Source organism: Azospirillum sp. (genome assembly GCF_035627195.1).
In the GTDB taxonomy this organism is placed as follows: domain Bacteria; phylum Pseudomonadota; class Alphaproteobacteria; order Azospirillales; family Azospirillaceae; genus Azospirillum.
The window spans coordinates 13,928-27,123 of record NZ_DASPMG010000219.1 but is presented as its reverse complement, the minus strand read 5'-3'; the positions used below and the strand labels follow the sequence as shown (position 1 = coordinate 27,123).

Here is a 13,196-nt window from a genome sequence, read left to right as displayed (position 1 = left end):
GAACATCCTGATCTCCGGCGGCACGGGGTCGGGCAAGACGACGCTGCTGAACGCGCTGTCTCAGCTGATCGACCATACCGAGCGCATCGTCACCATCGAGGACGCGGCCGAGCTGCAGCTCCAGCAGCCGCACGTGGTGCGGCTGGAGACGCGCCCGCCCAACCTGGAAGGGCACGGCGAGATCACCATGCGCGATCTGGTGAAGAACGCGCTGCGCATGCGCCCCGACCGCATCATCCTGGGCGAGGTGCGCGGGTCGGAGGCGGTGGACATGCTGCAGGCCATGAACACCGGCCACGACGGATCGCTGGGCACCATCCACGCCAACCGCCCGCGCGAGGCGCTGACCCGCCTGGAGAACATGTTCGGCATGGCCGGGCTGAACATGCCGTCCAAGGCGGTGCGCACGCAGATCGCCTCGGCCCTTCACCTGATCGTGCAGATCAGCCGCATGCGCGACGGCATCCGCCGCGTCACCCACATCAGCGAGGTGATCGGCATGGAAGGCGACGTCATCACCATGCAGGACCTCTTCACATACGAGTTCAAGGGCGAGCGCCCGGACGGCCGCCTGATGGGCGAGTTCAAGGCGGCCGGCGTGCGCCCCAACTTCCTGCCGAAGGCCGCCTACTACGGCCTCGACAAGGCGCTGCTGGAGGCGATGTGATGGCGAGCGTGGGCGGAATCCCCGTGGTCGCCCTGCTGGCCGGCGCGGGGGCGTTCCTGGCCGTCCTGCTGTTCGGGCTGGCCTTCATCGGCGGCAGCGACAAGGAGCTGAAGCGCCGCGTCGCCCGCGTCGGCGCGGAGGGGCAGAAGGGGCGGCGCGCGAGCGTGGCGGGCAAGGCGGCGTCGCTGCGCCTCGACCGGGCGGACAGTTCCAACGCGACGCTGGACCGGCTGGTCAAGGCGCTGGTCCCCAATCCCGAGCGCATCCGGGAGCGTCTGGCGCGCACTGGGCGGCGCATCCCGTTGGGCCAGTACGTGGCCGCCAACCTGCTGATCGCGGCGGTGGCGTGGGCGGCGCTGTCGCTGGTGTTGCCGGCGCCGCTGCCGCTGACGCTGGCGGTCGCCGTCGGGCTGGGCGTGCCGCACGTCGTGGTGAAGGTGATGGGCGACCGCCGGGTGGCGGACTTCGTGGCGCAGTTCCCGGACGCCATCGACCTGATCGTGCGCGGCCTGCGCTCCGGCCTGCCGGTCACCGAATCGATCAACGCGGTGGCGCGCGAGCTGCCCGACCCGCTGGGCACCGAGTTCCGCCGGGTGGGCGACGCCGTGCGCCTGGGCCAGTCGCTGGACGCCGCGCTGTGGGACGTGGCGAAGCGCATCGACACGCCGGAGTTCCGCTTCCTCATCATCGCCATGGCGATCCAGCGGGAGACCGGCGGCAATCTGGCCGAGACGCTGGGCAACCTGTCCGACCTGCTGCGCAAGCGCCGGCAGATGAAGATGAAGGTCCGCGCCCTGTCGTCGGAGGCGCGGGCCAGCGCCTACATCGTCGGTGCCCTGCCGTTCCTGATGTTCGGCGCCATCAGCATCCTGAAGCCGGACTACGCGGCCATCTTCCTGGAAGACCCGCGCGGTCAGGTCATGGGGGCCATCGCGCTGGGCATGATCATCGCCGGCGGGCTGGTGATGGCGAAGATGGTGAGGTTCGACATATGAGCCCCGACGCGCTGATCGCCGGCCTGACGCCGGAAGACCTCGCCGCGTGGCTGTCCGGGCTGGCGGCGTTCGCCGTGGTGGTGCTGGTCTGGAACGCCTTCGTCGAGCGCGACCCGCTGGCGTCGCGCCTGAAGGCGCTGCAGCAGCGGCGCGACGCGCTGAAGGGCGATCTGGCGCGCAGCGTGCGGCGCGCGGAGCGGCCGGCCGGGCACGTCGGGCTGATGCGGCGCGTCGTCGACCAGTTCCGCATGGCCGGCGGCAAGACGGCGGAGCAGGCGGCGGCCAAGCTGTCCGCCGCCGGCTATCGCGGCAAGGACGCGATGACCGTCTACCTGTTCGCCAAGATCTGCCTGCCGGTGCTGGTCGGCGGCGGCGCCGTCGGCGTGATCTACGGGCTGCAACCGGTGGCGCTGGAGGGCGCGCAGGCGCTGGGCGGCTGCCTGATCGCCGCCTTCCTCGGCTCGATGCTGCCGGAATACTACCTGCGCTATGTGGCGGGCAACCGGCAGACCGTCATCCGCCGGGCGCTGCCCGACGCCTTCGACCTGCTGGTCATCTGCGCGGAAGCCGGCCTGAGCCTCGACGCCGCGTTCGAGCGCGTCGCCCGCGAGATGGGCGAGGCCTGCCCGGAACTGGCGGAGGAGATCGGCCTGACCTCGGTCGAGCTGGGCTTCCTGCCCGACCGCGGCAAGGCCTTCCAGGGGCTGGCCGAGCGCGTGCCGCTGCCCGGCGTGCGCGCGCTGGTCACCACGCTGGTGCAGACGGAGCGCTACGGCACGCCGCTGGCGCAGTCGCTGCGCGTGCTGGCCGGCGAGATGCGCACCGAGCGCATGCTGAAGGCCGAGGAGAAGGCGGCCCGCCTGCCGGCCATCATGACCGTGCCGCTGATGGTGTTCATCCTTCCGCCGCTCTTCATCGTCCTCGTCGGCCCGGCCATCCTGCGCACCGTCGACACGTTTTCCCGCATGTGACGCCGGGTGCTACAGTCGGCGCGGGCAGTCGGCGCGGATGGATGGCGGGAGCGGGTATGGGCGGCACGTGGCGGACGGTGATTGTGGGGCTGGCGGTGGCGGCCATGGCGCTGGCCTGGGTCGGCGTCGACGCCGTGCAGCGGGCGAGCCCCGGCGTGGGTCCCGGCGTGGGCGAGGACCGCGACGCCGCGTACGCCGTCATCGGCGCGCTGGGGCTGGGCGTCCTGGCGCTGTGGGTGGTGTTCACCCGCCTGTCCCGCCATTTCCGCGACATCGGGCAACTGGACGGCGACCTTGGCGCGCTGCGCGGCCGGGGCGAGCTGCCGGCCGGCTGGCAGGGGCGGAGCGACGAGCTGGGGCGCCTCGCCGCCGCGGTGGGCGACCTGCTGCGCCGCGACCGGCGCGCCGGCGGGCGCGGCGAGGACAAGCTGGCGGCGGTCGTCGCCGCGCTGGAGGAGCCGGTGCTGCTGCTCACCGACACCGGACGCATCGCCGCGCTGAACGGGCCGGCGTCGCGGATGCTGGGGACGGTGGTGGCGCCGGGCATGGACGTCTACGACCTGCTGGACCGGCCGGAGCTGTTCCGCGCCATCGAACGCGCGCGCGACGCCGGGCAGCCGGTATCGGCGGTGCTGCGCCGCAACGACGGGCGGGAGTTTCCGGCGCGCGTCGCCGACCTGGGCCTGCAGGCCGGCGTGGCGATCGTCGTGCCGTTGCGGGCCTCCGACGTGCGCGCCCTGCTGCCGCCGGAAACCGGCGTCCGCCGGGCCGCCAGGGCGCCGCACCTGGGCGACGGCGAGCCGCTGGGCGCCGTGCCGCTGGTGGCGCTGTCGGTGGCGACGGATACGGCCGGCCGTGTCACCGGGGTGGGCACCGTGCGCCTGTCGGGCGGGCGGGTGTTCCGCACCGTGTCGCTGGACCTGACGCTGGACCCCGGCGAGGGCGTACCGCCGCCCGGCGCCCGGCCCTTCGCCGACGCGTGGCCGGTGATCGCCGAGGCGCTGCGCAACGTCGCCGTGGCGGGCCTGGACGCGGAGGCGGCGCTGGCCGCCCTGGCGGGGGAGGTGGAGCGGGCCGGCCTGCCGCCGTTCGACCCGCCGCCGGCGCTCGACCTCGGCCGCATCGCGGCGGCGCTGGACCCGGCCCTGGCCGGGCTGGACCCGGCGCGGCTGGCGGCGGCGCTGGGCGTCGTGCACGAGGACGGGCCGGCCGGCGCCCCGCTCGCGCTGCTCACCGCCGAGATCGCCGCCGCCCTTCTGCTGCGCCTGGACGCGCAGGGTGTGCGCACGCTGGGCGAGGCGCGGGCGCTGGCGCCTTCTCCCTCCCCGCCTCCGGCGGAGGAGGGAAGCCCGCGTGAATTCTCGCCAGATCTTTGATCCGGCCGCATTCGAGGCGCCGTCAGGCGACGCCGCGCAGCTCTTCCGCACTCTGCAGGTCGACGCTGACCAGCTGCGACACGCCGCGTTCGGCCATGGTGACGCCGAACAGGCGGTTGACGCGGGCCATGGTCAGGCGGTGGTGGGTGATGATCAGGAACCGCGTGTCGCCCTCGCGCGCGATGTCGTCGACAAGGTCGCAGAAGCGGCCGACGTTCGCTTCGTCCAGCGGGGCGTCCACCTCGTCCAGCACGCAGATCGGCGCGGGGTTGGAGCGGAAGACGGCGAACAGCAGCGACAGCGCCGTCAGCGCCTGCTCGCCGCCCGACAGCAGGGAGAGGTTCTGCAGCTTCTTGCCCGGCGGGCTGGCGTAGATCTCCAGGCCGGATTCCAGCGGGTCCTCGGCGTTCACCAGCTCCAGGTGCGCCTTGCCGCCGCCGAACAGGCGGATGAACAGCTCCTGGAAATTGCGGTTCACCACGTCGAAGGAGGCCACCAGCCGCTCGCGCGCCTCGCGGTTCAGGCTGCCGATGCCCTGGCGCAGGCGGGCGATGGCGGCGATCAGGTCCTCGCGCTCGGCCTGGAGGCCGGTGATCTGCTGCTCCAGCTCGCTTGCCTCCAGCTCGGCGCGCAGGTTGACCGGGCCCATGCCCTCGCGCTCGCGCACCAGTTTTTCCAGGCGCTGTTCCACGCCGGTGGCGTCGGGCAGGGGTTCGTCCTCGGCGATGCCGGCGGCGGCGCGGGTCTGTTCGGGGGCGCAGTCCAGCCGTTCGGCGATGCGCTCGGTCAGCGTCTGGCCCTGCTGCACGGCGGCCTGCACCGCGGCCTCGGCGTGCGCGCGGGCTTCGCGGGCGTCGGACAGGCCGGCTTCGGCGGATTTGAGCGCCTTCTCGGTCTCGGCCAGCCGGTTCTCGGCCTCGGCCAGCGCCTCGATGGCGCGCTTGCGCACCCGCTCGGCCTCGCTGATGCGGGAGAGAAGCTCCTGCCGTTCTTCGACGATCTCGGCCGGGCGGCCGGCCAGCTGGTCCATCTCCGCCGACAGGGCGTCGGCGCGCGCCCGCAGCTCCTCCACGCGGCCGCCCGCCCCCTGGGAGCGGGTGGACCAGGAGGACTTCTCGTGCTCGATGGCGTTCAGGCGCTGGCGGCGCGACTGCGCCTCGCGGGTCAGGCGGTCCAGGGCGTTCTGCCGCTCGGCCGCGGTGGTGCGGTGCTCGGCCACGGTGGCGCGCAGGTCGTTCAGCCGGTCGCGGCCCTCGCGCGCGTCGGGCAGGGCGTCCAGCGCGGCGCGAGCCTCGTCCAGCTGCGCGTCGGCCTCCCGGCGGTCGGCCTCCAGCCGCTCGATGCCGTCCACCAGCGCGGCCAGCTTCGATCGCGCGGCGTCCGCCTCGCGGGCCAGCTTGGCGTGGCGGTCGCGGGCGGTGTTGAGCGCGGCGAAAGCGTCGCGCACGGCGTCGCGGGCGCGGCGGTCGCGCAGGGCGGCCTCCTCGGCGGCCTGCTTGGCCTCGTCCAGCGCGGCGCGGGCCAGCTCGACCTGCTCCTCGGCGGCGTCCAGCTCCTCGCGGATCTCGCGCAGGCGGTTGCGCTGCTTCAGGCGCACGGCGGCGGCCGTGGGCGCGCCGGCCTGCACGGTCAGCCCGTCCCAGCGCCACGCCGCCCCGTCGCGGCTGACCAGGATCTGCCCGGCCGCCAGGGTGGGGGCGAGGCGGGCGCCGTCGGCGCCGTCCGCAACCACCGCGATGGCGCACAGGCCGCGCGTCAGCGCCGCCGGCCCCTGCACGCGGGCCGCCAGCGGTTCCGTGCCGGCGGGCAGGGGGGCGGGGGAGGCGAGCGGCGGCAGGGCGCGCCAGTGCACGGGGGCGGATTCGTCCAGCGGCGCGGTCAGCGCGTCGCCCAGCGCCGCCGCCAAAGCACCTTCATAGCCGGGCGCCACCGTCACCGCGTCGATCAGCGGCGGGAAGTCGCCCGAGGAGCCGGCGGCCAGCAGCTCGGCCAGCGCCTTTTCCTCGGCCTTCAGCTTGGTACGGGCGGCCTCGGCGGCCTGGACGGACTCCCGGGCGCGGGCCTGGGCGGGTTCGGAGTCGGTCTTGGCGCGCTCCGCCGCCTCGGCGGCCTCGCGGGCCTCCTCCAGGCGCTGTTCGGCCAGTTCGACGGCCAGCTCGGCCTCGGCCACGTCGCCCTTGGCGGCGATTTCCTGCTCGATGGATGCGCGCTGCACGTGCTGCTCGCCGATGCGGCGGGTCAGGCCGGCGACACGGGTTTCCAGGTCGGCCAGCTGGCGCTGGGTGGCGGCGCGCTTGGCCTCGTCGGAGGCCACCTGTTCGGTGAGGCGGGTCAGCTCGCGGTCCAGGTCCTCCACCGCCTCGCGCGCCTCGGCCAGGGCCTCGCGCGCGGCTTCCTCCAGCATTTCCTCGTCGGCCTGGGCTTCCAGGAGGCGTTCGCGCTCCTCCTCCAGGCGTTCCAGCGCGCTGCCGGCGTCGGCGGCCAGCGCCTGCTCGCGCCCCAGGTCGCCGTCGATCTGCCGCAGCCAGTGCTGCAGCGACTTCTGGTGGTCGGCGACGCGGCGCTCCTCCGCGTCCAGCTGTTCCTTGGCGATGACGAGGCGCTGGAGGGCGGCCGCCGCGGCGGCCTCCGCCTGCCGCTTCTCGGGCAGGCCGGCGGCGTCCTCCGTGCGCTTGGTGGTCAGCTGGGTGACGGCCAGCATCAGTTCCCGCACCCGGCCCTCGGCGGTGGCGAAGGAGGCGCGGGCGCGCTCCAGATCGGCCTGCGCCGCGACCCAGCGCAGGTGCCAGAGGATGGCCTCCGCCTTGCGGATGTGTTCGGACAGGTTGCGGTAGCGGGCGGCCTGCCGGGCCTGCTTCTTCAGGCTTTGCAGCTGGGTGTCCATCGCCCCGACGACGTCGTCGAGGCGGGTCAGGTTCGTCTCGGCCGCGCGCAGCCGCAGTTCCGCCTCGTGCCGGCGGGAGTGCAGGCCGGTGATGCCCGCCGCCTCCTCCAGCAGCATGCGGCGGTCCTGCGGCTTGGCGTTGATGATCTGCCCGACCTTGCCCTGGCTGACCAGGGCGGGGGAGTTGGCGCCGGCCGCGTTGTCGGCGAACAGCAGCTGCACGTCGCGCGCCCGCACCAGCTTGCCGTTGATGCGGTAGTCGGAGCCGGAGCCGCGCTCGATCCGGCGGGTCACCTCAAGGTCGTCGGCCTCGTTGAAGCCGGCCGGGGCGGTGCGCGAGCGGTTGTCGATGGCCAGCGCCACCTCGGCCAGATTGCGCGCCGGGCGGTTGGACGTACCGCCGAAGATGACGTCGTCCATGTCGCCGCCGCGCATCTTCTTGGCCGAGGTCTCGCCCATGACCCAGCGCAGCGCCTCGACCAGATTGGACTTGCCGCAGCCGTTGGGGCCGACGATGCCGGTCATGCCCGGTTCGATGACCAGCTCCGTCGGGTCGACGAACGACTTGAAGCCCGTCAGCTTGAGACGCGTGAAGTGCACCGCCGGACGACCTTACTTCTTCGACAGCTTGTCGATGGCCTCGGCGAACTTCTCGAACGGCTGGGCGCCGGTGATGCGCGCGGCCCCGTCGTTCAGGATGAAGGTCGGGGTCGACTCGACCTTGTACTTGGCCTGACCGTCCATATAGAAGCCGAGCACGCCGGTCTCCAGGTCCTTGTTCTCCCAGCAGGCCTTGATGGTGGCCTCGCTGAGGCCGGCCAGCTTGCCGTAGGTGGTGAGTGCGGCGGCCGGGTCCTTGGCGCGCGACCACTGCCCCTGGTTCTTGAACAGCACGTCGAGCAGCGGGTAGTAGCGCTCGGCCGGCGCGCAGCGCGCCATCATGGAGGCCTTCAGCGCCCACTGGTCGAAGGGGAAGTCGCGGAAGATCAGCTTGGCCTTGCCGGTGTCGAGGTAGGCTTCCTTCAGCTTGGGCAGCGTCTCGGTGTGGAAGGTGGCGCAGTGCGGGCAGGTCATCGACGAATAGTCGATGATCGTCACCGGCGCGTCGGCCTTGCCCAGCACGCGGTCGGCCAGCGCCGCCTGGGTGTCGATCGTGTTGTTGGTGGCCTGGGCGGCGGCAGGGACGGAGCCGGTGGCGGCGACCACGGCCAGCACCAGCAGGGCTGCAAACGCTTCTACGTATCGGCGCACGTTGGCCTCCTGAATACCAGATGTTGACGTTATACGGGGAAGGCGGGAGCGGCGACAAGCCCCCCGCACAGTATGGATCAGCTCTTCTTGCTGCCCAGCAGCGAGCGGCCGAAGCGTTCCAGCGCGGCGCGCAGGCCGTCGTCCTCGATGGTGGAGGTGGCGCCCATGACCGCCAGCTCCTCGTCCATCGACAGCGGGCGCGGCTGCGGGGCGCGCGGCGCCGGCTTCATGGGCACGGCGGCGTGCACCAGCCGGATGCGCGACACCGCGCGGTAGCCGAAGAAGCCGTTGATCTTCTCGATGATCAACGGCTCCAGGTGCTGCAGCTCCAGCGCGATGGCGCCCATGGCGCGGATGTGCAGCGTGGCGTCCTCGCGCTTGCCGCGCGGGAAGGCCAGCTTCTCGGGCGCGGTGCGCAGCGAGAGCTGGTGGCCGACGATGCTCGGCCATTCGGTGATCAGCGCGCCGAACGCCAGGCCGCGCTTGCCAAGCGCCTTGCCGGCCACGTCGGGCACCGTCCGGCCGATGAGTCGGGGTCCTGCCATGATGGTCCGTTACGAACAGTTGCCGAAGAAACGCTTCATCGCGTCTTCCATCTCCTCACGCGATGGTGTCGATTTCGTGGTGGCCAGCGACCACTCGTGCCCGAACGGGTCCTTCACCTTGCCGTAGCGGTCGCCCCAGAACTGGTCGGCCAGCGGCATGACCACCGTGCAGCCGGCCTCCACCGCGCGGGCGAAGGCGGCGTCGACGTCCGGCACCTGGAGATGGATGGTCACCGGCGTGGCGCCCAGCGCCAGCGGGTGGCGCGACTGGCCGCCGTTCCATTCCGGAAAGTCGTCGGACAGCATGATCTGGCCGCCGTTCAGGGTCATGTTGGCGTGCACGATCTTTGAGCCGTCCGGCGTGTTCAGGCGGAAGGACTCCTCCGCCCCGAAGGCCTTGGCGTAGAAGGCGATGGCGTCGGCGGCGTCGGAAACGCAGAGGTAGACGGACGGCGGGCTCGATTGGGTCGCGGCGTCGGACATGCTGGCCTCCTCCTTCGGATTGGTGGAGGGGAGCCTAGCGCAGCCACCGCTTCCGTTCCACCGCGTCCGGGTCCCACTTTCGTCAGCGGGCGCGACGCCCTATGTCTTGGGGCCATGCGCACCGACTTCCCCGCCGCCCAGCGGCTCCTCTCCTGGTACGACCGCCACCGCCGCGACCTGCCCTGGCGCGCCCCGCCGGGGCGGCGTGCCGCCCCCTACCGCGTCTGGCTGTCGGAGATCATGCTCCAGCAGACCACCGTGCCGGCCGCCGCGCCCTACTTCCTGGCCTTCACCGAGCGCTGGCCGACGGTGCAGGACCTGGCGGCCGCCAGCCTGGACGAGGTGCTGGTGGCCTGGGCCGGCCTCGGCTACTACGCCCGCGCCCGCAACCTGCACAAATGCGCCCGCGTGGTGGCGGACCAGCACGGCGGGCGCTTCCCGGAGACGGAGGCCGAGTTGCTGGACCTGCCCGGCGTGGGCGCCTACACCGCCGCCGCCGTCGCCGCCATCGCCTTCGACCGGCCGGCCACGGTGGTGGACGGCAACGTCGAGCGGGTGGTCGCCCGCCTGTTCGCGGTGGAGGAGCCGCTGCCCGGCGTGAAGCCGAAGCTGCGGGCACTGGCCGCCACGCTGACGCCGCAGGCGCGGCCGGGCGACTTCGCGCAGGCGATGATGGACCTGGGGTCCGGCGTGTGCACGCCGCGCAAGCCCAAGTGCATGCTCTGCCCCCTGGCCGAGGCGTGCGACGCCCGCGAGGCCGGCATTCAGGAGGAACTGCCGCGCAAGTCCGCCAAGGCCGACAAGCCGACGCGGCGCGGCGTGGCCTATTGGCTGATCAACCCGCACGGCGACGTGCTGCTGCGCCGGCGCGCCGAGGACGGGTTGCTGGGCGGCATGACCGAGGTGCCCTCCACCGGCTGGGCGGAAGGGGCGCCGCCCGACGCGCGGGCGGTGGAGCGCGCGGCACCGCTGGCCGCGTCGTGGCGGACGCTGCCCGGCTCGGTGCGCCACACTTTCAGCCATTTTCACCTGGAACTTGGGGTCGTCGCCGCCCGCGCCGGGGAGGACTGGGCGCGCGCCGACGGCATATGGGTGCCGCTCGACCAGCTGGGCGGGCAGGCGCTGCCGTCGGTGATGCGCAAGGTCGTCCGCCACGCGCTGGCGCATGCACAGCCGTCGCCTCCGTAGGTTGGGTTGAGCCGCAGGCGAAAACCCAACGTTCCGGCGGTGCGGGGCTGTTGGGTTTTCGCTTCGCTCAACCCAACCTACGGGTGGTCCTGCCGATGCCGTGTCGCGCGTTTCTTGCCGTCGTCCTGCTGTTCCTTCTCGGTGCGCCGGCCATGGCCGAACCGAAGCCGAAGGCGAAACCGGAAGCCAGCCCGGTCGGCCTCGAACTGGTGATGGCGCTCGACGGGTCGGCCAGCATCAGCGAGGGGGCACTGGAGTTCCAGCTGCGCGGCCACGCCGCCGCCTTCCGCGACCCGGCGGTGATCGCGGCGGCGAGCGCCAGCCGCATCGCCGTCACGCTGGTGGCCTACTCCGGCCCCGGCGCCTTCCGCGTCCTGGTGCCGTGGACCACCATCAGCGACGCCGAGCAGGCGGAGGCGTTTGCCAAGCGCATCCAGGACGCGCCGCGCGACGGGCGGGCGGACTCAACGGCGCTGGGCAGCGCCATCGACGCCAGCGCCAAGCTGTTCGCCAAGAGCGGGGTGAACGCGCCGCGCAAGGTGATCGATCTGGTGTCCAACGGCTTTTCCAACAGCGGCCCGCCGCCGGCCGAGGCGCGCGACCGCGCGGCGGCGCACGGCATCACCGTCAACGCCCTGGTCATCCTGGACGAGTACGACTGGCTGGAGGAGTACTTCCAGGAGAACGTGGTGGGCGGCCCCGGCGCCTTCGTGCGCACGGCCGAGAGCCGCGACAGCTTCGCCGAGGCGCTGCGCCAGAAGCTGATCCTGGAGATCGCGCTGATGGAACCTTTCCCGCGGGCCGGTCACCAATGGGCAGAAAATCGGTGAAACGGGAGTTCTGCCATGCTGACCTTCATCCGGACGGGCGCCGCCGTGGTGATTACCGGCCTCCTGCTCGCCGCCGCGCCGGCCAAGGCCGAGACGGTGGAAGAGTTGATCGACGCCCTGATCGGCCCGTACCAGAGCACGGCCAACAAGCACGTCCTGCTGCCGTTCAAGGCGAACGCCGTGAACTTCGCGACCGCGAACGGCTTCTACCGCAAGCCGGCGGTGCGCGAAACCGCGCGGTTCACCTACAACCCGCTGTTCCTGCAGATGAAGTTCGAGATCGGCAAGGATTCGAGCGGCAACCCCCAGTACAAGGAGCTGCACTGCGTAAGCGACGGCTGCCGGATGTACTGATGTGGTGAGGTGATGCGACGGTCGCGGCTCAGCGCGACCGCTCGATCTCCACGCCGACGGTGGCGTCGGGGAAGACGTCCAGCTTTTCCACCCGCACGGTGGCGGTGCGCACGCGGGCGTCCTGCAAGCAGCGCTCGGCGATGCGCTCGGCCAGCGTTTCGATCAGCGTGACGTGCCCCTGGTCGAGGACGGCGCGGATCGCCCGCACGCCGTCCTCGCCGGTCAGGCCGGGGATGGCGACGTCGAGGTCGAGGTTGATGCGGATGCGCTGCGCCTTGGCGCGCTCGTGCTCGTACAGGCCGACCAGCGCTTCCAGCACCAGGTCGCGCACGAACACGCGGTGGGACACGGTGGCCGGGGCCGAGCGCGGCACGGGCGCGGTGACGGTGGCAAAGAGCTTGTTCATGGGCGGAACAGGTAACACGCCGCCCCCCGGCTGCCAAGGCACGGGGCTGCGATAAAAGGCAGCCCCGCGTCCCGTGCATTCGTCGTCAGTGCATCTCCGAGCGGATCTGTTCGCGCAGCACGTCGATGGGGACGAGTTGGCCGGCGCGCTCGAAATGCCAGAAGGTCCAGCCGTTGCAGGCCGGCAGGCCGGCCATGGCCGCACCCACCTGATGGATCGAGCCGTGGCAGCGTCCGATCGAGCTTTCGCCGGCCAGCGTGCCGTCGGCGCGCACCCGCGCGGCCAGACGGCGGCGCTGGTCGACCAGGACGGTGCCGGGGCGCAGCAGGCCGCGCTCCACAACCGTGCCGAAGGGCACGCGGGGCGCCTGGCGCTTGGGCGGGGTGTCGAGCAGGGTGTGGTCGTCCACCGCCTGCGTGGCGTCGATGCGGGCCTGGGCGGCCTTGGCGTAGTCCGGGTCGCGCTCCAGCCCGATCCAGTTGCGGCCCAGCTTCTTGGCGACCGCCCCGGTGGTGCCGGTGCCGAAGAAGGGGTCGAGCACCACGTCGCCCACGCGGGTGGAGGACATGATGACGCGGTAGAGCAGCGCCTCCGGCTTCTGCGTCGGGTGGGCCTTGCGGCCGGTGTCGTCGCGCAGGCGCTCCGGTCCCGAGCAGATGGGGATCACCCAGTCGCTGCGCATCTGAAGGTCCTCGTTGAGGTTCTTCATCGCCTCGTAATTGAAGCGGTAGCGCGCGTCCTTGTCGCGGGCGGCCCAGATCAGCGTCTCGTGCGCGTTGGCGAAGCGGGTGCCGCGGAAGTTCGGCATCGGGTTCGTCTTGCGCCAGACGATGTCGTTGAGGATCCAGAAGCCGATGTCCTGGAGCGAGGCGCCGACGCGGAAGATGTTGTGGTAGCTGCCGATCACCCACAGCGAGCCGTGCGGCTTCAGCACGCGGCGCGCCGCCTTCAGCCAGTCGCGGGTGAAGCGGTCGTACGTTTCGAAGTCCTGGAACTTGTCCCAGTCCTCCTCCACGCCGTCGACGCGGGAATGGTTCGGGCGCAGCAGCTCCCCGCCCAGCTGGAGGTTGTAGGGCGGGTCGGCGAAGACCATGTCGACCGAGCCGGCCGGCAGCTCGTTCATGAGCTGCACGCAATCACCCAGAAGAATCCGATTCGGCGTAACCATCCTACCCACCGTCAACCTGCGAATCACTCGGTCGGACAATGAGTCGTTCCCGAGTCGCCGTCAACGGTTTTCTCTGGC

General features: G+C 72.1%; 13 protein-coding genes. 7 read left to right on the top strand and 6 right to left on the bottom strand.

What is annotated here, in order from left to right; all coding sequences use genetic code 11:
- The 4 genes from VED21_RS19905 to VED21_RS19890 form a co-directional block, all read left to right on the top strand.
- On the top strand, nucleotides 1-667 hold a 667-nt coding region (locus tag VED21_RS19905), incomplete at its 5' end, for a CpaF family protein (RefSeq protein ID WP_324885246.1).
- Nucleotides 667-1,662 (top strand): type II secretion system F family protein, encoded by a 996-nt coding sequence (locus VED21_RS19900; RefSeq protein WP_324885244.1) that lies wholly within the window; start codon nucleotides 667-669, stop codon nucleotides 1,660-1,662. The genes VED21_RS19905 and VED21_RS19900, both read left to right, overlap by 1 nt.
- The gene (locus VED21_RS19895; protein ID WP_324885242.1) at nucleotides 1,659-2,633 is read left to right on the top strand and encodes a type II secretion system F family protein; all 975 of its coding nucleotides are present in this window, start codon (nucleotides 1,659-1,661) and stop codon (nucleotides 2,631-2,633) included. Before VED21_RS19900 ends, VED21_RS19895 begins: the two co-directional genes overlap by 4 nt.
- A gap of 56 nt (nucleotides 2,634-2,689) precedes the next feature.
- Nucleotides 2,690-4,009, top strand: coding sequence for a PAS domain-containing protein (locus VED21_RS19890; protein ID WP_324885240.1), 1,320 nt, complete (start codon nucleotides 2,690-2,692; stop codon nucleotides 4,007-4,009).
- A gap of 22 nt (nucleotides 4,010-4,031) precedes the next feature.
- Here VED21_RS19890 and smc read toward each other — a convergent pair whose 3' ends face one another.
- From smc to VED21_RS19870, 4 genes are all read right to left on the bottom strand, one after another.
- A complete protein-coding gene (gene smc / locus VED21_RS19885; RefSeq protein WP_324885237.1) occupies nucleotides 4,032-7,493 on the bottom strand; it encodes a chromosome segregation protein SMC in 3,462 nt (1,153 codons plus the stop codon).
- A gap of 12 nt (nucleotides 7,494-7,505) precedes the next feature.
- A complete protein-coding gene (locus VED21_RS19880; protein WP_324885235.1) occupies nucleotides 7,506-8,144 on the bottom strand; it encodes a DsbA family protein in 639 nt (212 codons plus the stop codon).
- A 77-nt stretch (nucleotides 8,145-8,221) separates the two neighbouring features.
- Nucleotides 8,222-8,689 carry a DUF721 domain-containing protein gene (locus tag VED21_RS19875; RefSeq protein ID WP_324885233.1) on the bottom strand — a complete coding sequence of 156 codons (468 nt, stop codon included), beginning with the start codon at nucleotides 8,687-8,689 and terminating at the stop codon, nucleotides 8,222-8,224.
- Between the two features lie 9 nt (nucleotides 8,690-8,698).
- Nucleotides 8,699-9,172, bottom strand: a complete 474-nt coding sequence (locus VED21_RS19870; protein WP_324885231.1) for a VOC family protein — start codon at nucleotides 9,170-9,172, stop codon at nucleotides 8,699-8,701.
- A 114-nt stretch (nucleotides 9,173-9,286) separates the two neighbouring features.
- On the opposite strand from VED21_RS19870, the gene mutY reads away from it, so the two are divergent.
- The 3 genes from mutY (at nucleotide 9,287) to VED21_RS19855 (ending at nucleotide 11,544) form a co-directional block, all read left to right on the top strand.
- Entirely contained in the window at nucleotides 9,287-10,360 is a 1,074-nt protein-coding gene (mutY, locus tag VED21_RS19865) for an A/G-specific adenine glycosylase (protein ID WP_324885229.1), read from the top strand.
- A 95-nt stretch (nucleotides 10,361-10,455) separates the two neighbouring features.
- On the top strand, nucleotides 10,456-11,190 hold the full coding sequence (locus VED21_RS19860) for a DUF1194 domain-containing protein (protein ID WP_324885227.1): 735 nt from the start codon (nucleotides 10,456-10,458) through the stop codon (nucleotides 11,188-11,190).
- A 15-nt stretch (nucleotides 11,191-11,205) separates the two neighbouring features.
- A complete protein-coding gene (locus VED21_RS19855; protein ID WP_324885225.1) occupies nucleotides 11,206-11,544 on the top strand; it encodes a hypothetical protein in 339 nt (112 codons plus the stop codon).
- 28 nt (nucleotides 11,545-11,572) lie between these two features.
- On the opposite strand, the gene VED21_RS19850 is transcribed toward VED21_RS19855, so the two are convergent.
- Together VED21_RS19850 and VED21_RS19845 are read right to left on the bottom strand one after the other, a co-directional pair.
- Nucleotides 11,573-11,950 (bottom strand): dihydroneopterin aldolase, encoded by a 378-nt coding sequence (locus VED21_RS19850; RefSeq protein WP_324885223.1) that lies wholly within the window; start codon nucleotides 11,948-11,950, stop codon nucleotides 11,573-11,575.
- Nucleotides 11,951-12,035: 85 nt separating this feature from the next.
- Entirely contained in the window at nucleotides 12,036-13,118 is a 1,083-nt protein-coding gene (locus VED21_RS19845) for a site-specific DNA-methyltransferase (protein WP_324885220.1), read from the bottom strand.
- Between the last annotated feature and the right edge of the window lie 78 nt (nucleotides 13,119-13,196).